Raw genomic sequence first — 26,257 nt, 5'->3', positions numbered from 1 at the left:
GCCCGAATGTCCTCCCTCGAACGGTTCGGCGACCGCAGCATGCGGATCGGCAATCCCGAGCGCGGTGCCCTGACCGAGATCCTGCGCTCGGCCGTCGACCAGGGGTACATCGACCTCGACGAGTACGAGAAGCGCGTCGACGTGCTCCTCGCGGCCCAGACGGTCGGCGACGCCGAGGCGGTCCTGGCGGACCTGCCGGCGTACCAGCGCATCCTCGACTCGCAGGAGCCGGAGAAGCTCGGCGCGCCCGACTGGATCAAGTGGATGTGGTTCGGGTTCTCGATCCCGATCGGCATCAACCTGGGCGTGTGGGCGGTCGTCGAGCTCTTCACGGAGAACTCGGTCTACTTCTGGCCGATCTGGGTCATGGTCCCGCTGCTCGTCGTCGGCATCGCGCTGACGGGCGCCGAGCGCGCCATCATGCGCCCCGCGGAGGAGCGCAAGCGTAAGGAGCGGATGCGCCGCAAGCGGAACCAGCACTAGCGGGCCGGCCGCCCGGAGGGGGCTCCGGCACCGCGTGGAGCGGCCGGAGTTCGAGGCATGGAAAAGGCCCCGCGAACGGACCGTTCACGGGGCCTTTCAGATGGGGTGATCGACGGGACTTGAACCCGCGACCTCCTGGACCACAACCAAGCGTTCTACCAGCTGAACTACGACCACCATCGGGCTTCAACAAGGAAGCCGGGGACAATGATAGCCATCGGGGCCGGGCGAATGTCAACGGGGTTGGGTGTTCGGGGTCTCACCGGCGGTCTCGGCCAGTGCCGCGGCGGCGGCCTTGGCCTCTTCGCTCGTGGGGCCGGGCAGGGCCACGAACACGGTCCGGCGGTAGTACTCCAGCTCCTTGACGCTCTCCTTGATGTCGGCGAGCGCGCGGTGGGCGAGGCCCTTCGGCGGCTGGTTGTAGTAGACGCGCGGGTACCAGCGGCGGGCGAGCTCCTTGATCGACGACACGTCGATCATGCGGTAGTGCAGGTGGTCGTCGAGGCGCGGCATGTACTTGGTGATGAAGGTGCGGTCGGTGGCGATCGAGTTGCCGCACAGCGGGGCGGTGCGGGCCTCGGGCACGTGCTGCTTGACGTACTGCAGGACCGCGTCCTCGGCCTCGGCGAGCGAGACCTCGGAGGCGCGCACCTCGTCGGTGAGCCCGGACTTGGCGTGCATGTCGGCCACGAACGCGCCCATGTTCGCGAGGGTGTCGCCGTCGCAGGCGATGACGATGTCGATGCCGTCGTCCAGAGGGGTCAGGTCCGGTTCGGTGACGAGCACGGCGATTTCGATGAGGGCTTCGGTGTCCGGGTCGAGGCCGGTCATTTCGCAGTCGACCCACACAAGGCGTTCTTCTGTCACCCGGCCAACTCTACGCTCAGGCGGTCACGCGCGTGATCTTCGCATCACGGGGGCCGGAAGCGCCCCGCGGAGGGCCCGGAGGGTTCAGACTGAGGAGAACGAGGGGTGCTCGGAATCCGACAACAACAGCTGGGAATGGTGTTGCTTGTCACCGCTACCGTCCGCTATGGTGCGGGTATCAGAGCGTCGCCGCCTTCCCGACCCGGATCCACGTGATTCGGGCCGCAAAGAGATGATCTCTCAACTTTTTCAAGGTAAGGCGCGTGTACCCCTAGAGATTGAAGGTTTGCGATGAAGCAGGCCGGAAACGATACCGTGACCAGGACTCGGATCGCCACCCCGCAACGCCGGTGAGGTGATCCCCGTCTCAGAGGCATCATGAGCGTTCCCCGCGCCCGTCCCAGTGACAGGAGCCGTGAATCGAGCATAGCCCGCGAGACCGGTTCACGGGATTGCGCGAACACCCGAAAGGGCACCCGTTCGCATCGATTCCGTAACCGTGGCGCATCGAACACCGGGGCACGGAATTCCACGCAACGAAGCGGTCGTTGTAACTGGTACACCGTTCACGCGGTGTCGGGGGACGAGGAAGCTGGAGGAGACCTTGAGCGTGGAGACTACGACAACACCCACCCTCACCACCGAAGAGGTCGCTGAGGAACGAGACCTTGTAGGTGTGTACCTGCACGAGATCTCGAAGACGCCGCTGCTTGACGCCGCCGCCGAGGTCGACCTCGCGAAGGCCGTCGAAGCGGGGCTGTTCGCGAAGCACCTGCTCGGCGAGGGAGAGACCTTCGGCGACGCCACCGAGAAGGAGCTCAAGCGCCTGATCGAGGACGGCGCGCGCGCGAAGGAGCAGTTCATCAAGGCGAACCTGCGGCTGGTCGTCTCGATCGCCCGCCGGTACGTCCGCTCCGGGATGCCGATGCTCGACCTGATCCAGGAGGGCAACACCGGCCTGGTCCGCGCCGTCGAGAAGTTCGACTACGCGCGCGGCTTCAAGTTCTCGACGTACGCCACGTGGTGGATCCGCCAGGCCATCAGCCGGGCGATCGCCCAGCAGGAGCGCACCGTTCGCCTGCCGGTGCACCTGGTCGAGGACGTCAACCGGATGCGCAACGTCACCCGCCAGCTCACCCGTGAGCTCGGCGGCGACCCCGAACCCGACCAGGTGGCCGCCGCCCTCGGCGTCACGGTCGAGCGGGTCAACGAGCTCATCCGCTGGAGCCAGGACACCGTCTCGCTGGACACGCCGATCGGCGACGACGGCGACACCAACCTCGGCGACCTGGTCGCCGACTCCGACGAGCCCAGCCCGGAGGACGTGGTCCTCGCCGGGATGGAACGCCAGCGCATCGAGATGATGCTCAACCACCTCGACGAGCGCTCGGCGGGGATCGTCAAGGCCCGCTACGGGCTCGAGGACGGCCGCGAGCACTCGCTCACGGAGGTCGCGCACCGGTTCCACCTGTCGCGCGAACGCATCCGCCAGCTCGAGATCCAGGCGCTGGCCCGCCTCAAGGAACTCGCCAACGACCAGGTCATGGCCGAGGCGGCTTGAAGGCGTAACCGCTGAGGAAACAGCACGAGCCGAACAGCGCGAAGGGCCGGGGCATCGCCCCGGCCCTTAAGCGTGTCCGGATCCAGGTGCATGCCCTGCGGAGCGGCTCTCCGGAGGGATGCGACGACTGGGCCGCCCGCTTCCGGCCGCCTGGCGGGAGGCGGGGGCGGAAGCGGGCGGCCCAGGACTGCCCGGCGATGTCGCAGGCGCCGGGCGGTATCGAAGCCGGGGCGGCAGGCGAGCCGAGGAACGCTCGCGATGCCGCCTGGATCGGCTCCGATCGGTCGGTCAGACGCGGCGGTAGCCGTCGATGGACATGCCCATGTCGAGGTCGGAGACCTTGACGACGTCGCCCGGCTTGGGCGCGTGGATGACCTGGCCGTCGCCGATGTAGATCGCCATGTGGCCCTGGCCGTTGTAGAACACCAGGTCGCCCGGCTTGAGGTCGTCGCGGCCGATCGCGCTGGTCTCGTCCCAGATCGCCCAGGTCGAGTGGGTCAGCGAGATGCCGGAGACGCCGTAGGCGCCGGTGACCAGGCCCGAGCAGTCCCAGGTGTCGGGGCCGGCGGCGCCGAACACGTAGGACTCGCCGAGCTGGTCGCGCGCGAACTGGACCGCGGCGGTGGCGGCGTCGGCGCTGTACTCGGCCGCGGAACCGGACGACGACGAGGCGGGGACCTCGGCCGCCGCCTCCTGCTCGGCCGCGGCTTCCGCCTCGGCTTCGGCCGCTGCGGCTTCGGCCGCCGCGGCGGCTTCGGCCTCGGCGGCCTCGTCGTACGCGGCCTCGGCCTCCTGGATCTGCGCGTCGAGCTTGCCGGCCTGCGCTTCGAGGTCGGCGATCTGGGTCTCGAGCCCGTCGCTGCGCTCGGCGGCCTCCTGGGCCTCGGCGTACTTGTCGGACTGCTCCTGCGCGTACTCGACGAGCGTGGAGACCTTGGCGCCCAGTTCGTCGTCGGCGGATTGGACCGCGGCGGTGACGTAGGTGAGCTGGACGTCGCTGGAGCCGTAGTCCGCGGCGGCGGCGGTGACGACGGCCTGGGCGGCGTCGAGCTGCGCCTGGAGGCCGTCGATGGCGGCGCCGGTCTCGTCGCGCTGGGACTCGAGGTCCTCGATGTGGTCCTGGATCTCGGACGCGGACGCGGCGTCGTAGTCGATCTCGGCCGCGTGGGCCCGGCTGCCGGCGAACGCGGTCACGAGCCCGACGGTGGCGACGGTGACGCCGGTGTAGGCGGCGACGCGGCGGAGGATCGCCGCGGCGCGGGAACGATGTGCGATGTCTGTGCAGGCTTGAGCCACGGGGTGGCCTTTCTTCCTCGGCCGCCTACCGGGTTAGCTGTCGGGTTCGGGCAGGGAAGATCGCCCTACCCGCTCGGACTCGCGTCCGGGCGGGATTCACCCCATGCGCCGTGGTGCGCCGGTTCGGCGCGGAGGGGACGGCGCGGCTGGGTCCCCGGCCCGCGCTGCGGTGCTTCGCCCTGTACCGGGAGGGACAGGCGGCATGCGCGGCGCGGCTCGGCGGTCCGGACGGGTGGGTCTCTGGGGGAGCCCTGAGGACCCGACCGGAACAGGCGCCGACGCTAATACAAGGTGACTCGCATCGCCAAGTTCGGTGTGAACGCCACCACTGCCCGGGACCGGACAGGCGTGACGGGCCGGGAGACAGGGCCGCTATCCTCCGGGATTATTGTCCGAACGGCCGACCTGCGGGTGGACCGTCCGCCGGGACGGTTCGCGGGCCCGCTCGCGTTACCGAATCCGGCCCGCGCTCAGAAGCTGCGGAGGGACCGCGGCGGGGGCGGGGACGGGATCGCCTTCGCGTCGGTGGCCGGGGCGGCGCCCACGATGTACTCGCGCAGCTCCGTGCCCTCCAGGACCCGGCACGGGAAGGCCGCGCCCGCGCAGCGGCGGCGCAGTTCCGCGACCGGGAGTCCGACGCCCGAGGCGGCGGCCACGACGTTCCCGAATCGGCGCCCCCGCAGGACCGCCGGCTCGCCCATGACCGCCACGTGCGGCCACACCTCGCGCATCGCCGCGAGCGCCGGCTTGAGGAACTTCATGTGCCCGCCGTCGCAGAGGTTCACCGCGTAGTGCCCGCCCGGCCTGAGTACCCGGTTCACCTGGTGCAGGAACTCGACGCCGGTCACGTGCGCGGGCACGCGCGCGCCGTCGTAGACGTCGCTGATGATCAGCTCGTAGCTGCCGTCGGGCGCCGACTCGACCGCCTCGCGCGCGTCGGTGCGCCGGATCTTCACCTTCACGCCGCGCGGCAGCGGGGCCTCGGCGCGGACCAGTTCGATCAGCTCGTCGTTGGTCTCGACCGCCTGCTGGTACGACCCGGGCCGCGTCGCCGCCACGTACCGCGCCATCGCGAGCCCGCCCGCGCCCAGGTGCAGCACCCGCAGCGGCCGCTTCGGCTCGGCGACGGCGTCGACGAGGTAGGCGATCCGCTGCATGTACTCGGCGTCCAGGTAGGACGGGTCGTCGAGGTCGATCGTCGCCTGCACGACCCCGTCGCAGACGAGGTGCAGCAGGCTCGGGCGGTCGGGATCGCGGTCGAAGCGGAGAGCGTCCTGCATGGGAGAGTCAATCGTTCTCGGGGAGTGGACCGGGGCGGCCCGGCGGAGCGGGGGCGACCGGCGGGCGGTGCGCTTCCTAGATTGTGCCCGAGGGCCCCTGGCCCTCCTGCGTCCGCGCCGACGCCGCGATGTGCGCGATCCGGCGCAGCGCCGCGAACACCGTCTCGCCCAGGACGGTCGCCACCACCGCCTGCTCCACGTCGACGCCCTCGACCCTGGTCGCCTCCGCGATCGCCTCCATGTCCGCCGACGCCAGCGCCGCCGCCGCGTCCGCGTAGTGGCCGAGCACCTCCTGCGGGTCCGGATTCCCCAAGCGGTAGAACGCGGTCAGGGCCGTGACCATCGCGTCGCGGTACATCGGCGGCGCCACCTCGGCCCAGCCGTACTCGGTGAGGAGCTGGTCCACGGTGCGCTCGGCGGCCTCGGTGGTGCCTTCGCTCGCGAGCGAGAACGCGGGGTCCCGGTGGGTCGCCGCGAGTGTCGCGCCCAGCGCCTGGAACGCCGATTCCGGATGGCGCGCAAGGACGGTGAGCACTTCGCCGATCTGCGCCACGGACAGGCCCGCGGTCTCGGAGAGCGCCCGGATGAGCGTCAGCCGGTGCACGTGGGCGGGCCCGTATTCGACGGTGTTGCCCTCGCCGTGCTCTCCCGGCTGCAGCAGGTGCTCCCGCAGGTAGTACTTGATCGTCGCGGCCGGGACGCCGGTCCGCTCCGACAGCTCGCCGATGCGCATACGAGGGAGTCTATGACGGAATGCGGGCGCGCGTTACCGTTGAGCCACGGCTGGAACCCCGGCCTGGACCACCCTGCCCGGAAAGGCGACCGTCGATGACGGACCCCTCCCGCCGCGCCGCCGGCGCCGACGCGCTCGGCGTTCTGCACCTCCGGCGGCGGTACCGCGACCGGCCCGCACCCGCGGGTCCGTCCACTCGCTCCACCGGCTCCGGACGGCCGCGCCGGGACCGGCCCGCGCCCCCCGCGCCGTCCGGCGCTCGCTACGCTCGCCTTCCCCGAACCCGAACGGCTGCGCCATGCTGAATGACCTTCGTACGGCCCTCCTGGCCGAGCTCCGCGAGATCGCCGCGCAGCCCGTGCCGGCGTTCGATCCGGCGCTCGCCGACGACTTCGCCGCGACCGGCCGCCGGCTGCCGTACGAGACCCAGTACTTCGCGCGCCGCCGCCACCTCGCCGCGCTCGCCATCACCGGCGAGGCGGCCGCGCTGTCCTCGCTCGTCAAGGACGTCTGCCAGGAGCGCTCCTGGGCGCTGCCCGCCCACTGGGGCGCGGACTTCGACCCGCGCACCTGCGTGGACCTCTTCGCGTGCGAGACCGCCCAGACCCTGGCCGAGATCCTGCGCCTGCGCGAGGACGTCGAAGGCGCCGAGGAGGTCGAGGCCGAGATCCGCGAGCGCGTCCTCGACCCGTTCTTCGAGTCCGAGTTCCCGTTCTGGTGGGAGCTGCGGATCTCCAACTGGACCGCGGTGTGCGCGGGCGCGGCCGGGATGGCCGCGCTGGCGCTCGGCTACGACACGGACGTGATCCGCGGCCGGGTGCTGCCGGCGCTGCAGAGCTACCTGTTCTCGTTCGGGCCGGACGGCGGCTGCGTCGAAGGCGTCTACTACTGGATCTACGGGTTCGGGTACTTCACGTACTTCGCTGAGGCGTGGCGGGAGGCGACCGGCGAGGACCTCCTCGAAGGCAACGAGGCGATCGCGGCGTTCCCGGCCCGCGCCCAGCTCTACCCGGGCTCGTTCGCGACGTTCGGCGACACCGACGGCGACCCGTTCCTGCCGGCCGGGCTGCTGACCCGCCTCCACGACCGGCTCGGCGTCGAGCTGCCCGCGGCCTCGCGGCCGCAGCGGTTCGCCGAGGACGAGTGCGCGCGCTGGGCGCCGCTCACCCGCACCCTCGAGTGGGGCCGGCCGCTGCCCGAGGCGATCGCGCCGGGCCGGACGCTCCTGCCGGAGGTCGGCTGGTTCGTGGAGCGCCGCCGGATCGGCCGGCGCATGTGGGCGCTCGCCGTCAAGGGCGGGTACAACGAGGAGCCCCACAACCACCTCGACCTCGGGTCGTTCATCATCGCGGTGGACGGCGAGCAGCTCCTGTGCGACGCCGGGGCGGGGGAGTACACCGCCGCGTACTTCGGCGACGAGCGGTACGAGCAGGTCCACCCGTCCGCGGCCTGGCATTCGGTGCCGACTGTGGAGGGCGCGGCGCAGCAGCCCGGCGAGGACTCGCGCGCCGAACTCGTCGACGGCCCCGAAGGGGTCGAGGTGTACGTGGACGCCTACGGCGACGGCGCGCTCATCCGCAAGTTCGCGTGGACCGACGACGGGATCGCCTTGGGCGACTACGGCCCGGAGCTCACCGAGTCGTTCGTCAGCCGGATCCGGCCCGAGCTCGAAGGCGACCGGGCGGTGTGGACCGGTGAGCGCGGGACGCTCATCCTGCACGGCGTCAACCCGGAGGACGCGGTCGTCGACTCGGTCGACACGGCCGACCACCGCGGCGTCCACGACCGGCTATGGGCGCTCCGCTTCGGCCTCCCCGCGGAGGCCCCCGCCCTCCGGTTCGAGCTCCTGTAGGCGCTCGGCGTCCATGGCTTCGAGCCGCTCGAGGAGCCCGTCGGCCTTGAGGCGTCGCCGGGCGGCAGCGATCGCCTCGCTGGTGTGCTCGAACAGGCGCCCCTGCTGCCACAGCGGCTCGAGGATGCCGAGGGCTTCAAGGGGCTTGGCGTGCACCGGTTCGAGGCCGGAGAGGTAGACCGCGATGCCGCGGTGCTCCAGGCGCCGGATGGCGTCGGCGAGGACCGTCGCCCCCGATGCGTCCATGGTGGACACCCGGCTCATGCGCAGGACCACCACGCGCACGTCCGCGACGTCGAGGAGCTGGAGCAGGAACCGGTGCGCCGCGGCGAAGAACAGCGGGCCCTCGAGGCGGTAGGCCACGATGTGCTCGTGCAGGAGCGCGGCCTCCTCGTCGTGGTGGTCGCCGGTCTCTATGGGCTCCTGCTCGACCGACACCGACCGGGAGATCTTCCCCAGGGCGAGGAGCCCGGCGAGCGCGATCCCGACCGCCACCGCCCACACCAGGTTGAGCAGCACGGTCGCGGTGAGCGTCAGCCACATGACGGCCGCGTCGGCGCGGGTCGAGCGCGCGAGCGCGAGCATCGAGCCGACCTCGATCATGCGGATCGAGGTCGCGATGAGGACGCCCGCGAGCGCCGCGAGCGGCACGTGCGCGACCAGCGGCGCGAGCGCGAGCATCATGAGCGCCAGCACGAGCGCGTGCGTGAGCGAGGCGAGCCGCCCGGCCGCCCCGGACCGGACGTTCACGGCGGTGCGCGCGAGCGCCCCGGAGGACGGCATGCCGCCGAAGAACGGCGTCACCAGGTTCGCGACGCCCTGGCCGAGGAGTTCCCGGTCGGGGTTGTGGTGCTGGTCGACGGTCATGTTGTCGGCGACGGTGGCCGACAGGAGCGACTCGAGCGCGCACAGGGCGCAGATCGCGATCGCGGCTGCCACGAGTTCGGGTGCCTCCGAGGCGAAGTCGAGGAAACCGGCCTCGGGCGCGGGGATGGTGCGCGGCAGCGATCCGATGACCGCGACGTCGAGGCCGGCGAACCAGGCGACCGCGGTGGCGGCGATGACCGCGAGGAGCGGCGTGGGGATCTGCGAGTGCAGCCGCGAGCCGAGGAGGATCGCCGCGACCACGCCGACCGCGACCGCGACCGGCGCCCAGTCCGGGGCCGCCGCGAACGTGCGCACCGATTCCCAAGCGCCCGTGAGCAGGTGCGCGTTCTGCGTCGGGAGCCCGAGCGCGGGAGGGAGCTGCTGGATCGCGATGACGATGCCGACGCCGGCGGTGAACCCTTCGACCACGGGGACGGGGACGTACCGCGCGTACCGGCCCGCGCCGGTGAACGCGAGCGCGACGAGCATGACCCCGGCCATGATCCCCACGAGCATCACGCCGGTGTGCGAATGGGTGGCCGCGAGCGGCACCAGGACCACGGCCATGGTCCCGGTGGGGCCGGTGACCTGGAGGTTCGAGCCGCCGAGGATCGCGGCGAGGGCCCCGGCGATGATGGAGGTGATGAGTCCGGCGAACGCCCCGAGGCCCGAGGCGATCCCGAACCCCAGCGCCAGCGGCAGGGCGACGACCGCGACGGTGAGCCCGGCGAGGAGGTCGGTGTGCCAGTGGCGGCGGACGTGCGCGAAATCGGACCGCTCGGGAAACAGCTGTCGGAATCGTCGACGTTTCGTGGCAGTTGTCTCTCGCATCGTGGTCATGAGCGTATTGTCCCGTCCGGTGGTCCGCGAGCGGGCCTCCAACGCGCCGGGCGGCGGCCCGGTTCGCTTGCTGCCGTAGGATCGCCAGCGTGCGTGCGAGAGGTCTGGAGGCGGCGGTCCGCATCGGCGGCGCGGTCGTCGTGACGGCCGCGGCGCTCCTCGCCGCCCTGATCGAATCGTTCCTGGTGCCCGCCTATTGGGACGGCATCGCCGTGCCGCTCGCCGGCGCGCTCGCGTTCACCGGGAACTGGGCCCTCGCCGCGCTCGCCGTGTGGTGGACCGGCAGCCGGTGGGGCGCGCTGCTCACCGCGGTCGCCTGGTTCGGCGTGGTCCTGACCGCCTCGATGCCGACCTCGTCCGGCTCGCTGGTGATCACCAGCGGCTTCAACGGCTACGCGCTGCTCCTGGCCGGTACCGCCGGGATCGCCGTCGCCCTGTGGCGGTATTTTCGTCCCAGACCGCAGCAAGCCCCCTCTGCCCCGAAGGAGTCCCGACCGTGACCCTCCTCAGCCGCCTCCTGATGCCGCACTGGCCGTCGATCTACGGCTTCGCGCTGGGCCTGATCGCCGCGAACCTCGGCGGCCGGATCGCCTCGAACGTGTGGGGCGAGGGCACCGCGGTCGGCGACCTCGTGGGCGTGTACACGTTCGGCGCGATGGCCGCCGTCGCGATCGCCGCCGGGATCTGGTGGGGCGTGCGCCGCCGCCGCCAGGAGATCACCGGCGAGCTGCTCACCATCTTCGTGATCGCGACCCTGTTCGCGGTCCTGGTGAACCCGCTCATCGCGCGCGTCGACTACCCGAACCTCAACGGGATCTTCTCCCAGGTCCCGATCTACTTCGCGCTGCTGGCCGTGTCGGGCTGGGTGGGCTACCTGATCGTGATGGCCCTCGGCGTCGACCGGTACGGCCGCGAGCTGAAGGCCACGCAGATCGCCTTCGAGCTCAAGGCCAACCCGAAGAAGGCCGCAGCCCTCAAGTCCTGACCCGGTAGCAGTACCGGTACCGCTCGGCGTACCCGAGCCGCCCGTACATCGCGACGGCCGGCGCGTTGACGGCCTCCACCTGGAGGGCGGCGCGCGCCGCCCCGTTCGCGGCGCCCCACGCCTCCAGTGCCGCGAGGATCGCCGACGCGAGCCCCTGCCGGCGCAGCCGCAGATCGGTCGCGACGTTGGTGACGGCCATGAGGTCCCCGGCGATCGCGCCGCGGCCGCGCGCGACGAGCTCGCCGCCGCGCCGGATCTCCGCGTACGCCCGGCCGGGCCCCGAACCGCAGACCCGCTCGGCGATCTCGGGCGCCCCGCGCCCGGTCTGCTCCAGGAACGCCGCGCTCGGCGCGTCCGACAGGACCACCCTGCCCGCGAGCCCGGCAGCACCGGCCGCGGCGGCGCCGTTCCCGGCAGTGCCCTCCTCGGCGGTGCCTTCTGCGGCGGCGCCCCTTTCGGCCGCGTGCTCCTCGACCGTGCCTTCTCCGAACGTGCCTCCTCCGACCGTGCCTCCTACGACCCTGCCTTCTCCGACCGCGCTGTTCCCGCTCTCGCCGGGCTCGACCGCGCCGGCTCCGATCACGTTGAGCGCCTTGGTCATCACCGAGGTCTCCAGCTCGGCCTCCCAGCCGCGGGCGGCGAGTTCGTCGTCGAGGCGGCGCGTGACGGGTCCGGCCATCGAGAACTTCGCGGGGAGCCCGCGGGCGGCGTACCAGGCTTCGACGGCGGCGACGGCCGCGTCCGTGCCGCCTTCGGGCGCGGTGAGCGCCAGGACCGAGTTGGCGCGGTTGGTGAACCCTCCCGCGGCGCGCAGCAGCCAGCCGCCGAGCGGCTCGGTCTCGATCGCCGGCCAGGTGTCGCTGAGGAGCCGCTCGGTCGCGATGATCTCGGAGAACGGGGTCGGCTTCGGCGGGATCACGCGCGCCGCCACCACTGTGTCGGGCGACACCGTGACCTCCGTCCCCGCGGCGGTCAGCACCCGCCACTCGGGCCCGGCCGCGACGAGTTCCCCGGTGATGTCCGTGAATCGGCGGCCCGGCGCGGGGTCGGCCAGCCTGATGCGGACCGCCACCCGGCGTCCGACGTGTTCCGGTCCCAACATCTGGGGGCACCCCTATCCTTCGGGCCTGCGTGCCGAAATAAGCTTTAGGCTCATCACAGCGCAGTCCGCCCGACCGCGCACCGTAGGAAGGACGACTCGTGACTTACGTTATCGCCGAGCCGTGTGTGGACCTGCTCGACAAGGCGTGCATCGAAGAATGCCCGGTCGACTGCATCTACGAAGGCAACCGCAAGCTCTACATCCACCCTGACGAGTGCGTCGACTGCGGTGCATGCGAGCCGGTGTGCCCGGTCGAGGCGATCTTCTACGAGGACGACGTCCCCGAGGAGTGGGCTCCGTACACCAAGGCAGACGTCGACTTCTTCGAGGACCTCGGCAGCCCCGGCGGCGCCTCGAAGGTCGGCAAGATCGACAGCGACGTCCCGTTCGTGGCCGCGCTGCCCAAGAAAGAGGAGTAGCGCGATGGCGCTGCGCCGCCTCCACAGCGCCTCCCCGGCCCGGCGGCTGCCGCGCTTCCCCTGGGACCGCATGGCCCCGTACCAGGAGCGCGCCGCCGCGCACCCCGACGGCCTGGTCGACCTCACCGTCGGCGCCCCGGTCGACGAGGTGCCGGCGGCGATCCGACAGGCCCTCGCCGACGCCGCGGCGCGCCCCGGCTACCCGACGGTCGCCGGCCCGCCCGAGCTCGCCGCCGCGATGCGCTCCTGGCTCCACCGGCACACCGGGGTCGCCCTGGACGTCGCGGTCCTGCCCACGGTCGGCTCCAAGGAGCTGGTCGCGAACCTCCCGTTCCAGCTCGGCATCGGCCCCGGCGAGTCCGTGGCCTACCCCGAGATCGCCTACCCCACGTACGAGATCGGCGCGATCCTCGCCAAGGCCGAGCCCGTCCCGGTCGCCGACCCGCGCGACGCGGCGGGCTCGCGCCTGCGCCTGGCGTGGATCAACTACCCGACGAACCCGACCGGCGAGACCGCCTCGGTCGAGCACCTGCGCGACCTGGTCCGCTGGGCCCGCGAGAGCGGCGTGGTCCTCGCGAGCGACGAGTGCTACCTGACGCTCGGCTGGGACGAGGAGCGCCCGCCCGTGTCGGTCCTCGACCCGCGCGTGAACGACGGCGACCTCACCGGCCTGCTCGCCGCGCACTCGCTGTCGAAGCGCTCGAACCTGGCCGGGTACCGGTCCGCGTTCCTCGCCGGGGACCCGGCCCTCATCGCCGACCTGCTGGAGATCCGCCGCCACGCGGGCTTCATGGTCCCGTGGGCCGTCCAGAAGGCCACGATCGCGGCCCTGCACGACGAGGAGCACGCGATCGAGCAGCGCGCCCGCTACGGCCGCCGCCGCGAGGTCCTGCGGGCCGCCGTCGAATCCGCCGGGTTCCGCATCGACCACTCGACCGCCGGCCTCTACCTGTGGGCGACCCGCGGCGAGGACTGCTGGGACACCGTCTCCTGGCTCGCCGACCGCGGCATCCTCGCCGCCGCCGGAGAGTTCTACGGCGCCAAGGGGAACCGCCACGTGCGGCTGTCCCTGACCGCCACCGACGAGGCCGTCGCGGCGGCCGCGCAGCGGCTCAAGTAGCACCGGCGCGCACTCGGAACGAGCATGCGAAAGGGCCCGCGGCCGGATGCCGCGGGCCCTTCATCCTTGCGCCCGTCAGTCCTTCGGGGGCGCAGGAGCACCACCGGGCGGCGGGGGAGCCGAGCCGGTCACCGTTGCGAGGATGTCCTTGCAGGTCTGCGCCAGGGTCCCGATGTCCGGCACGGTCGGCGCGGGCGCCGGGGCCTGCTCGGCGGCCGGGGCGGGCGCCGGGGCCGGGGCCTTCGCGTCGAGCGCCGCCTGCAGGTCCTTCAGGCAGGTGGCGAGGTCGGTGAGCGCCGTCGGGTCCGGTGCCCCCGGCACCGGCGGTACGCCGCCGGGCGGCGGCGGCAGCTGCTCGCTGCTGACGGTCGCGGCGGAGGCCGTGTCGGCGGTTTCGGCCGCTCCGACCGCCGGTGCGGCGGCGAGGAGGGCGAACGGTACGGCGGCCCCGATGAGGACCGCGCGCCAGGTGTTCCTTCGTACTCCGTTGGACGTGGACTGTTCCATGAGGATTGCTCCTTGGTTGTCGGCACCCCCGGCTCAGGTGCGGTCCTGCCTTCGAAGGCCGCCAATGAAGTCGACCCGACCGCCCGTCGGCACCAGGGTGCCTAACTTTCCGTAGGACTTTAAGTACTCTTCGTGATCTTCGCGTCACTTCGGAGGAATCCGCAGGGCAGATACCGCCATCCTCGCCGACGCGCCCCTCCTGAGCAGCGCGATCGCATCCGAAACCATCCGTCCGAAATCCGACGGTCGCCGCGGAACCCGCTGGCGGGCGTCGTACCCTTCGGCCACACTGGTCAGGTGACTGACTCGCTGCTCATCGGACGCGACCACCCCGCCTCCGCCCTGCGCGCGGCCGTCGACCGGACCGCGACCAGCCACGGCGGCCTCGTCCTCGTCGTCGGCGAGGCCGGCATCGGCAAGACCGCCCTCGTCACCGACGCCGCGGCCCGCCGCCGCGACGACCTGCTCGTCGCCTTCGCGACCTCCTGGGAGTCCGAGGCCGTCCCCGACAACTGGCTCTGGCTCCAAGTGCTCCGGTCCCTGCGCGGCCGCCTCGGCGAGGAGACCTGGCGGTCCCTGCGCCCCGCGCCCGCCGTCGACGCGCTCCTCGGATCGGGCGACGCCGGCATCCCGAACCAGTTCGAGCTCTTCGACGGCGTCACCCAGCTCCTCATCGCCGCCTCGCAGCACACGCCGCTGGTCATCGTCCTCGACGACCTCCACTTCGCCGACGCCGGGAGCCTCGAACTGCTCAAATTCGCCTGCCAGCACACCTGGTTCGAGCGGATCCTCTTCATCGGCACCTACCGCGACTCCGAGGTCGACCCCGGGCACCGCCTCCGCGCCCGGATGCTCCAGCTCGTCAGCAAGGCCACCATGATCACCCTCGACGGCCTCGACGAGCACGGCGTCGCCGACCTGCTCAAGGCCACCGTCGGCGCCGCCCCCGACGAGCCCACGGTCGCCGAGATCACCCGCCGCACCGGCGGCAACCCGTTCTTCGTCGAGCAGACCGCGCAGCTCTGGGCCTCCGGCCAGCCCGTCGACGCCACCACCGCCGGCATGCGCGACGCCCTGCGCCGCCGCATCGACCAGCTCCCGCCGCCGCTCGTGCGCATGCTCACCCTCGCCTCCGTCGGCGGCCGCGAATTCCACGCCGGCGTCATGGCCCAGGCGTCCGGATTCGACATCTGCGACATCGAGTCGGCGCTCGACGCCGCCTGCCAGACCCGCCTCATCCGCCGCGAACGCGACCGGTACGTCTTCGTCCACGACCTCGTGCGCGAGACCCTCTACCACTCGATGAGCGACGCCGAGACCGCCCACCACCACGGCTGCATCGTCCGCGCCCTCGCCGCCGACGAATCCCTCCAGAAGACCATGCTCACCACCGAGATCGCCCACCACGCCTGGCTCGCCGGCGACGACCTCGACCCCGAGACCGCCGTCGAGTTCCTCGTCCGCGCCGGCGCCGAGTCCAACGTCTGCATGAGCGCCGGCGGCGCCGAGAAGCACTACCGCCGCGCCCTCGAGCGCTGCACCCCCGACATGGTCCGCCGCCGCGTCCTCATCCGCCTCGAACTCGCCGGCGCGATCCGCTGGCTCCAACGCGAGGACGAAGCCCGCCGCCACTACGACCAGGCCCTCTGCGAAGCCGAGGACTCCGGCGACCCGATGCTCCTCACCCGCGCCGCCATGGAGGTCCCGCAAGACGAGCGCCTCGACGACCTCGAACGCGTCAAGGCCCTCGCCTACGAGCGGCTCACCGGCGAGGCCCCCGACCCCGCGCTCGGCCACGAGGCACTCACCCGGCAGCTCCTCTACCGCTACATGATCGCCGCCCGCGAGTCCGGCTCCGACGAGGACATCTCGTTCGGCCTGTGGGCCACCCACGCCTCCAACTGGGGCCCCGGCACCGCCGCCCAGCGCCAGGAGATCGTCGAGGAGCTCGCCGAGATCACCCGCCGCACCGGCGACGAGGAGATGCGGCTCATGTCGTCCTCGCTCCGCTGGGTCGTGCTCCTCGAGCAGGGCGACCCGGCGTTCCTGCCGCAGCTCGCCGAGTTCCGCGCGCTCGCCGAGAACAGCGACTCCGAGCGCTGGCGCGGCGGCGTCCACATCGACCAGGCCATCATCGACATGGTCCAGGGCCGCTTCGACGCCGCCGAGTCCCACCTCGACCACGCGCTCACCGGCTCCGACCAGGAACGCGCCTACGGCGACATCCTCACCCACATCAAATGGGAGCTCCAGCTCGCGCGCGGCGAGGTCCCCGACCCCGTCCCCGAGACGTGGCGCTCGACGTTCGGGAACTGGCACGCCGACCTGCTCTCGGGGATCACCGCCGTCCGGCGCGGCGACCTCGCCGCGGCCCGCCGCGTCAAGGCCCGCCTCGACGCCGGCACCGACCTGTACGGCTCCTGGGAGTCGCTGCGGCTGCGCTTCGAATCCGAACTCGCGATCGCCGACGGCGACACCGACCTCGCCCGCGACCTCTACGACCGGCTCGCCCCCTACGAAGGTGAATGGCTGGTCGCCATGTGGGGCACCAGCGTCAGCGGCCCCGTCAGCCACTGGCTCGGGTCGCTCGCCGCCGCGCTCGGCGACCGCGACCGCGCTGGCGCGCACTTCGCCTCCGCCGCCGCGCAGGCCGACCGGCTCGGCGCGGCCCCCTGGTCCGACCTCGCCCGCGCCGCGCTCGCCTGCCTCGACGCCCCGCCCGCCCCCGCCCCCGAATCCGGCGACGTGTTCCGCCGCGAGGGCCCCACCTGGACCCTCGCGTACGCCGGGACCGTCCTGCACCTGCCGCACGCGAAGGGCCTCGCCGACCTCCACGAGCTGCTGTCGCACCCGGGGGAGGAGATCGCCGCGACCGACCTCCTCGACCCGTCCGAAGCGGTCGCCGCCGACGCCCGCCTCGGCGGGGACGACCTCCTCGACGCCGAGTCGCGCGCCCGCTTCCGCGAGCACCTGGAGACCCTCGACGAGCAGATCGACACGGCCGCCGCCGTCGGCGACGACGCCCGCGCCGCCGCCCTCGACGACGAGCGCCGGGCCCTCATCGAGCACCTGAAGACCGCCACCGGGCTCGGCGGCCGCGCCCGGCGCCTCGGCGACAACCACGAGCGGGCCCGCAAGACCGTCACCAACCGGATCCGCAACACGCTCAGGAAGATCGAGGACGGCCACCCCGCCCTCGGCGCGCACCTGCGGGCCGCCGTCGCCACCGGCTCCGCCTGCGCCTACCGCCCCGGCCCCGACGCTCCGAAATGGACGCTTTAGTGAATCCCCGCAGCGCAGTGAGGCCGGGCGGGCCGCCGCCCGCCCGGCCCCGCCGGGTGTTGCAATGAGGTCTACTTGCGGTTGTAGGCCCTGATCGTCAGGAACCCGAACACCGCGATGAACCCGCCCGACCAGATGAGCGTCGTCAGCACCGAGCCGGAGTCGACGTTCCCGTCGAACAGGCCCCGCACCCCGTCCACGAGCTGGCTGATCGGCGTGTTCTTCACGACCGGCTGGAGCCAGCCGGGCATCGTCGACGGGTCGACCATGATGTTCGACAGGAACGTCAGCGGGAACATGATCGACATCGAGATCGACATGACGGTCTTCTCCGACCGCGTGATCAGGCCTAGCCAGGTCCACAGCCACGAGAACGAGAAGCAGAACACCAGCAGCAGCGCCACGCCCAGGAGCACGCCGGCCGCGCCGCCCTCGGGCCGGTAGCCCATGATCATCCCGGTGCCGAACATGATCGCCCCGGCCGCCGCGTACCGGAACAGGTCCGCCAGCAGGTACCCGACCATCGGCGCGGCCCGCCAGATCGGCAGCGTCCGGAACCGGTCCGACACGCCCTTGTTGATGTCAATGTTCACGCTCATGCCGGTGTACATCGTCGTCATCACGATGCTCATCACCATGATGCCCGGCAGCAGGAACTGCAGGTAGTCAACCGTGCCGCCGGCGATCGCGCCGCCGAACAGGTACGTGAACATCAGCAGCATCATGATCGGGAACAGCAGGATGTCGAACAGCTGCTCGGGCACGTGCTTGATCTTCAGCATCGAACGCCAGGCGAACACCTGCGCCGACGTGAACGCGCTCGGCGCGGCCGGGCGCTCGCCCGTCGCCAGGAGCCGGCGCAGGTGCTCCTTCTCGACCGGTGCCGGAGCATCGGCATCGGACTTGGTGTCGGTCTGCGTAACGGTCATTGCGGTAGTCCTTCCTTGAAGTCCGTGCGTCGCTCAGGCTTGGACGCGGTTGGTGAGGGCCAGGAACACCTCGTCCAGGCTCGGCTGGCCCAGCGAGAAGTCGTCGACGAGGATCCCGGCGCGGGCCAGCTCCCCGAGGGCCTGCGAGCCCTGCGCGGCGGTGTCCTCGCCGGGCGCGAGCCGCGCCGTGACCGACACCGGGTCGTCGTCGAGCTCCACGTCCGCGCCGAGCGCGCCCGCGAGCACCGCCTGCGCGTGGTCGCGCTGGTCCGCGTGGTGCAGCCGGACCCGGATCGAGCCCGCGCCCACCGACGACTTGAGCTGCCCCGGCGTGCCCTCGGCGATGACCCTGCCGGTGTCGATGACCGCGATGCGGCTCGCGAGCTGGTCGGCCTCCTCGAGGTACTGCGTCGTCAGCAGCACCGTGGTGCCCTCGGCGACGATCGTGCGGACGACCTCCCACACCTGGTTCCGGCTCCGCGGGTCCAGGCCCGTGGTCGGCTCGTCCAGGAACAGGAGCTTCGGCGTCACGATGATCGACGCGGCGATGTCCAGGCGCCGGCGCATACCGCCGGAGTACGCCTTCACCTGCTTGCCGGCCGCGTGCGACAGGCCGAACGCCTCCAGCAGGTCCGCGGCGCGCTCCCGCGCGGCCGGCTTCGCGTAGCCGTACAGGCGCGACAGCAGGATCAGGTTCTCGACGCCGGTCAGGTCCTCGTCCAGCGACGCGTACTGCCCGGTGAGGCTCACCTGGGACCGCACGGCGGCGGCGTCGGCGATCAGGTCGCGGCCGAACACGGTCGCGCTCCCGGCGTCCGGACGCAGCAGGGTGGCCAGCATCCGGACCGTGGTGGTCTTGCCGGCCCCGTTCGGGCCGAGCACGCCGTACACCGTGCCGGCCGGGACCTCCAGGTCCACGCCGTCGACGGCCTTGACGTCCTTGAAGTGCTTGACGAGCCCTTCGGCTCGGATCGCGAGGTCGCGCTGCGACATGTCCGCCTCCTGGGTGATTCGCTCAGTTGCTCTCACCCAGGAGGCGCTACACGCCCCGCCAGAAACCGCGAGGCCCCGCTACATCGCGTGTAGCGGGGCCTCGCCGATGCGTCGCAGCGGTCAGTCGCGCAGGTGCTTCGGGCGCACGACCAGCCAGAACAGCAGCGCCGCCGTGCCGGAGCCGATCGCGATCATCGCCGCCGTGGTGTTCCACGCACCCGGCAGCTGCAGTTCGTAGAAGCGCGCGAACGGCGGCACCGCCAGCACCAGGAGGAACGCCCCGGCGCAGCCGCCGACCAGCAGGCCCTTCCACCACACGTACGGCCGCGCCGTGAGCGCCAGCGCCACCAGCGCGAGTACGAACAGCGTGATCGCCGCGGTCGTCTGCGGCAGGTCCGAGTCGTAGCCGTCGTGCGCGAGCGCCGCCAGGTACACCGCGAACGTCGGGACCGCGCAGCAGATCCCGGCCGGGATCGCGAACTTCAGGACCCGCCGCACGAAGTTCGGCTTCGCCTTCTCGAACGTCGGCGCGAGCGCGAGGAAGAACGCCGGCAGGCCGATCGTGAACAGGTTGATGAGCGACTGGTGGATCGGCAGGAACGGGTACGGCAGCGGCTCGCCGCCGGCGATCCACGCGACCGTCGCCCCGACGGCGATGAACAGCGCCAAGGAGATCGCGTACACGGTCTTGGTCAGGAACAGGTTCGAGACCCGCCCGATGTTGCCGAGCACCCGGCGGCCCTCGTCCACCACGTGCGGCAGGGTCGCGAACTCGTCGTCCAGGAGCACGACCTGCGCGACCGACCGCGCCGCGGCCGAACCGGACCCCATCGCGATGCCGAGGTCGGCGTCCTTGAGCGCGAGCACGTCGTTCACGCCGTCGCCGGTCATCGCGACGGTGTGCCCGCGCGACTGGAGGGCCTTGACGAACGCCTGCTTCTGGTGCGGTTGGACGCGCCCGAAGATCGTGGAGCGCTCGAGCAGGTCCGCGAGCTCCTCGGGGTCCTCGGGGAGGCGCCGCGCGTCCACGGTGTCCGCGGCGCCCTCGACGCCGAGCTGCGCGGCGACCGCGCCGACGGCCGCGGGGGAGTCCCCGGAGATGATCTTGACGGCGACGCCCTGCTCCTTGAAGTAGGCGAGGGTCGCGGCCGCGGTCGAGCGCAGGCGCTGGCGCAGGACGACGAGCGCCTGGGCCTTCACGCCGGCGACCCCGCCGGTGGTGGAGGCGGTCTCGGCGGTGACGAGCGCGAGGACCCGCAGTCCCTGGGCGGCGAGGACGTCGGCTTCGAGCGCGACGGGGTCGTCGTGGTCGAGCAGGACGTCGGGCGCGCCGAGGAGCCAGGTGCCCTTGTCGGTGAAGCGGGTGCCGGACCACTTGCGGGCCGAGGAGAACGGCATGACGTCGATGACGCGCCACTTCGGGTCCTCGACCTGCTGCTCGCGCAGGTGCTCGGCGACGGCCTGCATGGTCGGGTTGGGGCTGTCGTCGGCGGCGGCGAGCGCGGCGAGCGCTTCGTGGACGCCCTCGCCGTCGGTGCCGTCGATGGGCCGGATCTCGTCGACGTCCATGCCGCCCTCGGTGAGCGTCCCGGTCTTGTCCAGGCACAGCACGTCGGTGCGGGCGAGGCCCTCGATCGCGGGCAGCTCCTGCACGAGGCACTTGCGGGCGCCGAGGCGGATGACGCCGACGGCGAACGCGACCGAGGTCAGCAGCACGAGTCCTTCGGGGATCATCGGCACGATCCCGGCGACGGTGCGGACGATGATCTGGCGCCAGTTGGCGGCGTCGGCGAGCTGGCTGATGATGAGCAGCAGCGCGATCGGCACGATCAGCCAGTTGATGAGCTTGATGAAGCGGTTGATGCCCTCGCGCAGCTCGGAGCGGGCCAGCGTGAACTTGCTGGCCTCCTCGACGAGCTTGGCGGCGTAGGAGTCGGCGCCGATCTGCTCGGCCCGGTACAGGCCGGTGCCGGCCACCGCGAACGACCCGGAGCGGACCTCGTCGCCGGGCGCCTTCGCGACCGGGTCGGCCTCGCCGGTGAGCAGCGACTCGTCGATCTCGAGGTTGCGGGATTCGACCACGGGCCCGTCGACGACGATCCGGTCGCCCGGTTCGATGTAGACGAGGTCGTCGCGGACGATCCGGTTCGGCTCGATCTCGTGGATCTCGCCGTCGCGCAGGACCTTCGCGTTCGACTGGTTCATCAGCGAGAGCTTGTCGAGCGTGCGCTTGGCGCGCAGCTCCTGGATCGTGCCGATGGCGATGTTGGCGATGATGACGCCGGCGAACAGCCCCTGCTTCAGGCCCTCGAGGAGGCCGTCCTCCAGGGCCGTGAAGCCGATGGCGATCGCGGCCAGCACGCCGATGACCGCGTTGAGCGGGGTGAAGAAGTTCGCGCGCAGGATCGCCGAGAGCGGCCGGCTCGTGTGGCGCTTCGCCTCGTTGACGGCTCCGGACTCGACGCGCTCGGCGACCTCGGCGGCCGTCAGGCCGCGGTCGCCCGCCAGCATGGGTGTTGTCACCTCGACAGCTTATGCGACTCGCGCCGTCCTCCAGCACCGCCGAACGACCGAGACGCCGGATTCGCTCCTCCTCCGAACGGCGGAGGCGACCGGGCCCCCATGCGGCCGCATCCGATTGCGGCCGGGACGGGCCCGGTCCGTAGAATCCCTGATTATGGCCAATGTACTCACACCGCAGGGCGAGGACTTCCCTCGCTGGTACCAGGACGTCATCGCCAAGGCCCAGCTGGCCGAGAACGGCCCGGCGAAGGGCCAGCAGGTGATCCGACCGTCCGGGTTCGCGCTGTGGGAGCGGATGGTCGCCGAGCTCGACGACCGCATCAAGGAGACCGGGACCGAGAACGCGTCCTTCCCCCTCCTGATCCCCGAGTCGTACTTCCAGCGGGAGGCGAACCACGTCGAGGGCTTCGCCCCCGAGCTGTGGATGGTCACGCACGGCGGCGGCAAGGAGCTCGAGGAGAAGCTCGCGGTCCGCCCCACCTCGGAGACCGTCATCGGCGAGTACATGGCGAAGTGGGTCAACTCGTACCGCGACCTGCCGCTGCTGCTCAACCAGTGGTGCAACGTCATGCGCTACGAGCTGCGCACCCGCCTGTTCCTGCGCTCCTCGGAGTTCCTGTGGCAGGAGGGCCACACGGTCCACGAGAGCTACGAGGACGCGCACGCGTTCACGCTGCGGATCCTCCACGACGTGTACGCCGACTTCATCGAGAACGTGCTGGCGCTGCCGGTGCTGCGCGGGATCAAGACCGAGGCCGAGCGCTTCGCCGGGGCCCTGAACACGTTCGCGGTCGAGTCGCTCATGCGCGACGGCAAGGCCCTCCAGATGGGCACCTCGCACGAGCTGGGCCAGAACTTCGCGAAGGCGTTCGACATCCAGTTCCAGGGCAAGGACGGCAAGCAGGCGCACGGCTGGACCACCTCGTGGGGCGTCTCGACCCGCATGGTCGGCGGCCTCATCATGGGCCACGGCGACGACGCGGGCCTGCGCGTCCCGCCGAACCTCGCGCCCGTCCAGGTCTGCGTCATGGTCGTCAAGGACACCGACGAGGTCCAGTCCGCGGCGAAGAAGGTCTACGACGAGCTCAAGGGCGACGGCCTGCGCGTGAGGCTCGACCACCGCGGCGACGTGGCCTTCGGCCGCCGCGCCGTGGACGCCGAGCTCAAGGGCTACCCGGTCCGCATCGAGATCGGGCCCCGGGACCTCAAGAACGGCGAGGCGACCGTGGTCTCGCGCGTCGAGGGCACGAAGCAGACGATCCCGCTCGGGATGCTCGCCGAGGCCGTCGCGGCCGCGCTCCAGGGCGCCCAGGAGCAGCTGTGGAACGAGGCCCTGGAGTTCCGGGAGTCGCACACCGCCGACGTGTCCACTGTCGAGGACGCCGTCGAGGCCGCCCAGACCGGTTACGCCCGCCTTCCGTGGGACGCGTGCGGCGTCGAAGGGGAGCGCAAGGCCGCCGAATCGGCCGTCACGGTCCGGGTCCTGCAGCGCGAGGACGGCTCGGTGCCGGACTCCCTGGATGAGTCCGGTCTCATCGCCTACCTGGCGCGGTCGTACTGATCCGCCCGTGCGCTAGACTCGGTCGCTGTACATGAGCTTTGGGACGGGTGCCCTCTCAACAACCGTGACGCAAAGCCAGGTTTCAGCGCCGACGAATCCGGAATCTCCACCTGGAACGCGTCTGCGCTAACGTGATCCTTATTACAGGAGTAACAAGAACGTGGCAGTGAAGATTCGCCTCACGCGAATGGGGAAGATCCGTACTCCCCAGTACCGCATCGTCATCGCCGACTCGCGCGTCAAGCGCGACGGCAAGGTCATTGAGAACGTCGGGATCTACCACCCGAAGGAGAACCCGTCCCGGATCGAGGTCAAGTCCGACCGCATCCAGCACTGGCTCTCCGTCGGCGCCCAGCCGACCGACCAGGTCAAGGCCATCCTCCGCAAGACCGGCGACTGGCAGCGCTTCAAGGGCCTGCCCGAGCCGGGACCGCTGAAGGTCGCCGAGCCGAAGACCGAGAAGGAGGCCCTCTACGTGGCCGCCCTCAAGGAATCCGGTATCGACCCGTCGAAGGCGTACGTCTCGGAGGAAGCCGCCCGGGCCGCCGACACGAAGCCCGCGGCGAAGTCGAAGAAGTCCGCCGAGAAGGCCGACGAATCCGCTAAGACTGAAGAGGTCAAGGCGGAGGCCGCCGAGGCGTCCGACGAAAAAGGGGAGTAGACCGTGCTGCGACCGGCGCTTGAACACCTTGTGAAAGGCATCGTCGATCATCCCGACGATGTCCGGGTCCGTCTGGTCGACTCGCGCCGCGGCAAGCGCCTGGAAGTCCGGGTCAACCCGGACGACCTGGGCACGGTGATCGGCCGCGGCGGCCGCACCGTCAACGCGCTGCGGCAGGTCATCGGCTCGATCGGCGGCCGCGGCATCCGCGTCGAGGTCGTCGATTCCTACTGAGTCCTCTGCAACAGCCCCGGGGTTCCGCCTCGGGGCTGTTGTGCTGTAACGAGAAGGGTTTACATGGCTGAGGTCGTGGTCGGCCGGATCGTGCGCCCCCACGGGCTGCGCGGCGAGGTCGTCGTCGAGGTCCGCACCGACGATCCGGAGGTCCGGTTCCGGCCGGGCGCCGAGTACGCCACCAGGAACGGCCCGATGAAGGCCGTCACGGTGCGCTGGCACCAGGGCCGGCCGATGGTGGGCTTCGAGGGCGTGCCCGGCCGCACCGAGGCCGAGGCGCTCCGCGGCGTCATCCTGTCGGTGGAGATCGACGAGGACGAGCTGGAGGCCGAGGACGACGAGTTCCACGACGCGCTCCTCATCGGACTGGCGGTCGTCGACCGCGAGGCCGGCGAGATCGGGACCGTCAGCCGCATCGACCACGGCGCCGCCTACGAGACGCTCGTGGTCAAGCGCAAGGGCCGGCTCCCGGCGCTCATCCCGTTCGTCGCCGACATGGTCGACGAGGTCGACCTGGAGGCGGAGACGATCAAGGTCGACCTGCCGCCGGGCCTGCTGGAGCTGGACCTGCCGTGAAGATCGACGTCGTCACCGTCTTCCCCGAGTACCTCGCCCCGCTCGACCTCTCGCTGATCGGGCGCGCCCGCCGGCGGGGCCTGCTCGACCTCACTGTGCACGACCTGCGCCGCTGGACGCACGACGTCCACCACTCGGTGGACGGCGCGCCCGCCGGCGGCGGCGCCGGGATGGTCATGAAGCCCCAGCCGTGGGGCGAGTGCCTCGACGAGCTGGTCTTCGACGCCGGCGAGGCCCGTCCGCACCTGCTCGTCACCAGCCCGGCCGGGCGGCCGTTCACGCAGGAGACGGCGCACGAGCTGGCGGCCGAGCCGTGGCTCATGTTCGCCTGCGGCCGCTACGAGGGCATCGACCAGCGGGTCGTCGACTACGCGGCCGAGCGCATGCCGGTCACCGAGGTCTCCATCGGCGACTACGTGCTCTTCGGCGGTGAGGTCGCGGTGCTCGCGATCACCGAGGCCGTCACGCGCCTGGTGCCCGGGGTGCTCGGCAACGCCGCCTCGCTCGACGACGAGTCGCACAACGCCGGGCTCCTCGAGGCCCCGTCCTACACGCGGCCCGCCGAGTGGCGCGGCCACGAGATCCCGCCGGTCCTCCTTTCAGGGGACCACGGCAAGGTCGAGCGGTGGCGGCGTGACCAGGCACTCCTTCGCACCGCGACGGCCCGCCCGGATTTGCTGGAACGGCTCGACCCGGGTAGCCTCGACAAACGTGACCGGCTCCTCCTCGAAGGGGCCGGGCTCGCCGTGCCCGGGCAGGGTGTGGCAGAGTAAGACGGTTCCCCGTGACGTGCCGTTCGTTCAAGCGGTACCTCTCCCGGATCGGAACTCCTGAACTTTTATCACCGAGGGTTGAAACCAATGAACATTCTGGATGAGCTGAACGCCGCCTCCATGCGCGCCGACGTGCCGGACTTCCGTCCCGGCGACACCGTCAAGGTGAACGTCCGTATTCAGGAAGGCAACCGGTCCCGTGTCCAGGTGTTCCAGGGCGTCGTGATCCGCCGCCACGGTGCCGGCCTGGGCGAGACCTTCACGGTCCGCAAGATCTCGTACGGCATCGGCGTCGAGCGCACCTTCCCGGTGCACGGCCCCATGGTCGACTCGATCGAGATCGCCATGCGAGGCAAGGTCCGCCGCGCGAAGCTCTACTACCTGCGCGACCGCAAGGGCAAGGCCGCCACCAAGATCAAGGAGCGCCGCGAGCTCTAGCTCCCGGCGACGCCCGCCCGGCGGCATCTGCGAACGGGCGGAGTGCAGCGCGGCGACGCCTGCGAGCCGCCTTGCGCATTGAGGTGAGGCTTTCGAGCCGAGCCGGTGCGGCAGCGACGCCTCCGGGCTCGGCTGCGGCACATCGACTTTCGGGGAACCCCGGGCATCCGCCCGGGGTTTTTCGCTGTCCCGCGTTTTCCGCTACGCTCACGGCATGAGTCCCGGTCCCTCCGACGGGGCGAAGGACGACCGCCGCATCGACTGGAGCCGCCTCCCCGGTCCCGGCGGGCCCGGCGCCCCCCAGCCTCCCGGCGCCGTCCCCAGGCGCCCCGGGCGGCTGCCCGACGGCCCGGTGGCCGGCAGCCCCGGCTCGGG

24 protein-coding genes, 1 tRNA gene and 1 riboswitch are annotated in these 26,257 nt (G+C 71.5%); of the genes, 14 read left to right on the top strand and 11 right to left on the bottom strand.

Annotated features, from left to right (window positions below; genetic code table 11):
• Nucleotides 1-6 precede the first annotated feature (6 nt).
• Nucleotides 7-483 carry a DUF1707 SHOCT-like domain-containing protein gene (locus GFD30_RS07050; RefSeq protein ID WP_153024495.1) on the top strand — a complete coding sequence of 159 codons (477 nt, stop codon included), beginning with the start codon at nt 7-9 and terminating at the stop codon, nt 481-483.
• A 101-nt stretch (nt 484-584) separates the two neighbouring features.
• Here the strand turns inward: GFD30_RS07050 and GFD30_RS07045 are convergent.
• Together GFD30_RS07045 and orn are read right to left on the bottom strand one after the other, a co-directional pair.
• Nucleotides 585-660, bottom strand: a tRNA-His gene (locus GFD30_RS07045).
• 57 nt (nt 661-717) lie between these two features.
• A complete protein-coding gene (gene orn / locus GFD30_RS07040; protein ID WP_322633029.1) occupies nt 718-1,350 on the bottom strand; it encodes an oligoribonuclease in 633 nt (210 codons plus the stop codon).
• 604 nt (nt 1,351-1,954) lie between these two features.
• Between orn and GFD30_RS07035 the strand changes: the two genes are divergently transcribed.
• Nucleotides 1,955-2,911: a sigma-70 family RNA polymerase sigma factor gene (locus GFD30_RS07035; RefSeq protein WP_153024494.1), complete on the top strand. Its 957-nt coding sequence runs from the start codon at nt 1,955-1,957 to the stop codon at nt 2,909-2,911.
• Between the two features lie 288 nt (nt 2,912-3,199).
• Here GFD30_RS07035 and GFD30_RS07030 read toward each other — a convergent pair whose 3' ends face one another.
• The 3 genes from GFD30_RS07030 to GFD30_RS07020 all read right to left on the bottom strand — a co-directional run bounded on the left by GFD30_RS07030 (nt 3,200) and on the right by GFD30_RS07020 (nt 6,220).
• Entirely contained in the window at nt 3,200-4,207 is a 1,008-nt protein-coding gene (locus GFD30_RS07030; RefSeq protein ID WP_153024493.1) for a C40 family peptidase, read from the bottom strand.
• Nucleotides 4,208-4,214: 7 nt separating this feature from the next.
• Nucleotides 4,215-4,346, bottom strand: a riboswitch (cyclic di-AMP (ydaO/yuaA leader).
• Nucleotides 4,347-4,677: 331 nt separating this feature from the next.
• Nucleotides 4,678-5,487 (bottom strand): spermidine synthase, encoded by an 810-nt coding sequence (locus tag GFD30_RS07025; RefSeq protein WP_153024492.1) that lies wholly within the window; start codon nt 5,485-5,487, stop codon nt 4,678-4,680.
• A gap of 76 nt (nt 5,488-5,563) precedes the next feature.
• Nucleotides 5,564-6,220, bottom strand: coding sequence for a MerR family transcriptional regulator (locus tag GFD30_RS07020; RefSeq protein WP_153024491.1), 657 nt, complete (start codon nt 6,218-6,220; stop codon nt 5,564-5,566).
• 298 nt (nt 6,221-6,518) lie between these two features.
• Here GFD30_RS07020 and GFD30_RS07015 point away from each other — a divergent pair, with 298 nt between their 5' ends.
• On the top strand, nt 6,519-8,072 hold the full coding sequence (locus GFD30_RS07015; protein ID WP_153024490.1) for a heparinase II/III domain-containing protein: 1,554 nt from the start codon (nt 6,519-6,521) through the stop codon (nt 8,070-8,072).
• On the opposite strand, the gene GFD30_RS07010 is transcribed toward GFD30_RS07015, so the two are convergent.
• The gene (locus GFD30_RS07010) at nt 8,010-9,770 is read right to left on the bottom strand and encodes a SulP family inorganic anion transporter (protein ID WP_153024621.1); all 1,761 of its coding nucleotides are present in this window, start codon (nt 9,768-9,770) and stop codon (nt 8,010-8,012) included. The two genes, GFD30_RS07015 and GFD30_RS07010, sit on opposite strands and share 63 nt — an antisense overlap.
• Before the next feature lie 98 nt (nt 9,771-9,868).
• Between GFD30_RS07010 and GFD30_RS07005 the strand changes: the two genes are divergently transcribed.
• A complete protein-coding gene (locus GFD30_RS07005; RefSeq protein WP_153024489.1) occupies nt 9,869-10,279 on the top strand; it encodes a hypothetical protein in 411 nt (136 codons plus the stop codon).
• Nucleotides 10,276-10,764 carry a hypothetical protein gene (locus GFD30_RS07000; protein WP_153024488.1) on the top strand — a complete coding sequence of 163 codons (489 nt, stop codon included), beginning with the start codon at nt 10,276-10,278 and terminating at the stop codon, nt 10,762-10,764. Before GFD30_RS07005 ends, GFD30_RS07000 begins: the two co-directional genes overlap by 4 nt.
• Here the strand turns inward: GFD30_RS07000 and GFD30_RS06995 are convergent.
• Nucleotides 10,754-11,866: a GNAT family N-acetyltransferase gene (locus GFD30_RS06995; RefSeq protein ID WP_153024487.1), complete on the bottom strand. Its 1,113-nt coding sequence runs from the start codon at nt 11,864-11,866 to the stop codon at nt 10,754-10,756. The genes GFD30_RS07000 and GFD30_RS06995 overlap by 11 nt on opposite strands.
• 98 nt (nt 11,867-11,964) lie before the next feature.
• Between GFD30_RS06995 and fdxA the strand changes: the two genes are divergently transcribed.
• Together fdxA and dapC are read left to right on the top strand one after the other, a co-directional pair.
• A complete protein-coding gene (gene fdxA, locus GFD30_RS06990) occupies nt 11,965-12,285 on the top strand; it encodes a ferredoxin (RefSeq protein ID WP_322633027.1) in 321 nt (106 codons plus the stop codon).
• A gap of 4 nt (nt 12,286-12,289) precedes the next feature.
• Complete coding sequence (dapC, locus tag GFD30_RS06985) at nt 12,290-13,405, top strand: succinyldiaminopimelate transaminase (RefSeq protein ID WP_153024486.1); 1,116 nt, start codon at nt 12,290-12,292, stop codon at nt 13,403-13,405.
• Nucleotides 13,406-13,480: 75 nt separating this feature from the next.
• On the opposite strand, the gene GFD30_RS06980 is transcribed toward dapC, so the two are convergent.
• The gene (locus tag GFD30_RS06980) at nt 13,481-13,912 is read right to left on the bottom strand and encodes a hypothetical protein (RefSeq protein ID WP_153024485.1); all 432 of its coding nucleotides are present in this window, start codon (nt 13,910-13,912) and stop codon (nt 13,481-13,483) included.
• Between the two features lie 297 nt (nt 13,913-14,209).
• Here GFD30_RS06980 and GFD30_RS06975 point away from each other — a divergent pair, with 297 nt between their 5' ends.
• Nucleotides 14,210-17,194 (top strand): ATP-binding protein, encoded by a 2,985-nt coding sequence (locus tag GFD30_RS06975; RefSeq protein ID WP_194201878.1) that lies wholly within the window; start codon nt 14,210-14,212, stop codon nt 17,192-17,194.
• A 71-nt stretch (nt 17,195-17,265) separates the two neighbouring features.
• On the opposite strand, the gene GFD30_RS06970 is transcribed toward GFD30_RS06975, so the two are convergent.
• The 3 genes from GFD30_RS06970 to GFD30_RS06960 form a co-directional block, all read right to left on the bottom strand.
• Complete coding sequence (locus GFD30_RS06970) at nt 17,266-18,123, bottom strand: ABC transporter permease (RefSeq protein WP_153024483.1); 858 nt, start codon at nt 18,121-18,123, stop codon at nt 17,266-17,268.
• Between the two features lie 33 nt (nt 18,124-18,156).
• Nucleotides 18,157-19,116, bottom strand: coding sequence for an ATP-binding cassette domain-containing protein (locus GFD30_RS06965; RefSeq protein ID WP_153024482.1), 960 nt, complete (start codon nt 19,114-19,116; stop codon nt 18,157-18,159).
• Between the two features lie 120 nt (nt 19,117-19,236).
• Nucleotides 19,237-21,639, bottom strand: a complete 2,403-nt coding sequence (locus GFD30_RS06960) for an HAD-IC family P-type ATPase (protein WP_322633026.1) — start codon at nt 21,637-21,639, stop codon at nt 19,237-19,239.
• 154 nt (nt 21,640-21,793) lie between these two features.
• On the opposite strand from GFD30_RS06960, the gene proS reads away from it, so the two are divergent.
• The 6 genes from proS (at nt 21,794) to rplS (ending at nt 25,882) form a co-directional block, all read left to right on the top strand.
• Nucleotides 21,794-23,200: a proline--tRNA ligase gene (gene proS / locus GFD30_RS06955; protein ID WP_153024481.1), complete on the top strand. Its 1,407-nt coding sequence runs from the start codon at nt 21,794-21,796 to the stop codon at nt 23,198-23,200.
• Nucleotides 23,201-23,360: 160 nt separating this feature from the next.
• Entirely contained in the window at nt 23,361-23,861 is a 501-nt protein-coding gene (gene rpsP / locus GFD30_RS06950; RefSeq protein ID WP_322633025.1) for a 30S ribosomal protein S16, read from the top strand.
• 3 nt (nt 23,862-23,864) lie between these two features.
• Nucleotides 23,865-24,095 carry an RNA-binding protein gene (locus GFD30_RS06945; protein WP_026922808.1) on the top strand — a complete coding sequence of 77 codons (231 nt, stop codon included), beginning with the start codon at nt 23,865-23,867 and terminating at the stop codon, nt 24,093-24,095.
• A 63-nt stretch (nt 24,096-24,158) separates the two neighbouring features.
• Nucleotides 24,159-24,671, top strand: coding sequence for a ribosome maturation factor RimM (gene rimM, locus GFD30_RS26760; protein WP_153024479.1), 513 nt, complete (start codon nt 24,159-24,161; stop codon nt 24,669-24,671).
• Nucleotides 24,668-25,444 (top strand): tRNA (guanosine(37)-N1)-methyltransferase TrmD, encoded by a 777-nt coding sequence (gene trmD / locus GFD30_RS26755; protein WP_322633024.1) that lies wholly within the window; start codon nt 24,668-24,670, stop codon nt 25,442-25,444. The genes rimM and trmD overlap by 4 nt, the downstream gene beginning before the upstream one ends.
• A gap of 87 nt (nt 25,445-25,531) precedes the next feature.
• Nucleotides 25,532-25,882 carry a 50S ribosomal protein L19 gene (rplS, locus tag GFD30_RS06930; protein WP_153024477.1) on the top strand — a complete coding sequence of 117 codons (351 nt, stop codon included), beginning with the start codon at nt 25,532-25,534 and terminating at the stop codon, nt 25,880-25,882.
• Nucleotides 25,883-26,257 lie beyond the last annotated feature (375 nt).

Source organism: Glycomyces albidus (assembly GCF_009451885.1).
Classification (GTDB): domain Bacteria; phylum Actinomycetota; class Actinomycetes; order Mycobacteriales; family Micromonosporaceae; genus Glycomyces; species Glycomyces albidus.
The sequence above is the reverse complement of the archived record's forward strand: the minus strand, read 5'-3'. Positions and strand labels throughout refer to the sequence as shown.

Bases quoted from the DNA above. Each gene is read 5' to 3' on its own strand.
- GFD30_RS07050 (WP_153024495.1), top strand. From the start codon at position 7: ATGTCCTCCCTCGAACGGTTCGGCGACCGCAGCATGCGGATCGGCAAT.
- GFD30_RS07025 (WP_153024492.1), bottom strand. From the start codon at position 5,487: ATGCAGGACGCTCTCCGCTTCGACCGCGATCCCGACCGCCCGAGCCTG.
- GFD30_RS07020 (WP_153024491.1), bottom strand. From the start codon at position 6,220: ATGCGCATCGGCGAGCTGTCGGAGCGGACCGGCGTCCCGGCCGCGACG.
- GFD30_RS07015 (WP_153024490.1), top strand. From the start codon at position 6,519: ATGCTGAATGACCTTCGTACGGCCCTCCTGGCCGAGCTCCGCGAGATC.
- GFD30_RS07010 (WP_153024621.1), bottom strand. From the start codon at position 9,770: ATGCGAGAGACAACTGCCACGAAACGTCGACGATTCCGACAGCTGTTT.
- GFD30_RS06995 (WP_153024487.1), bottom strand. From the start codon at position 11,866: ATGTTGGGACCGGAACACGTCGGACGCCGGGTGGCGGTCCGCATCAGG.
- dapC (WP_153024486.1), top strand. From the start codon at position 12,290: ATGGCGCTGCGCCGCCTCCACAGCGCCTCCCCGGCCCGGCGGCTGCCG.
- GFD30_RS06980 (WP_153024485.1), bottom strand. From the start codon at position 13,912: ATGGAACAGTCCACGTCCAACGGAGTACGAAGGAACACCTGGCGCGCG.
- GFD30_RS06970 (WP_153024483.1), bottom strand. From the start codon at position 18,123: ATGACCGTTACGCAGACCGACACCAAGTCCGATGCCGATGCTCCGGCA.
- GFD30_RS06965 (WP_153024482.1), bottom strand. From the start codon at position 19,116: ATGTCGCAGCGCGACCTCGCGATCCGAGCCGAAGGGCTCGTCAAGCAC.
- proS (WP_153024481.1), top strand. From the start codon at position 21,794: ATGGCCAATGTACTCACACCGCAGGGCGAGGACTTCCCTCGCTGGTAC.
- rimM (WP_153024479.1), top strand. From the start codon at position 24,159: ATGGCTGAGGTCGTGGTCGGCCGGATCGTGCGCCCCCACGGGCTGCGC.
- rplS (WP_153024477.1), top strand. From the start codon at position 25,532: ATGAACATTCTGGATGAGCTGAACGCCGCCTCCATGCGCGCCGACGTG.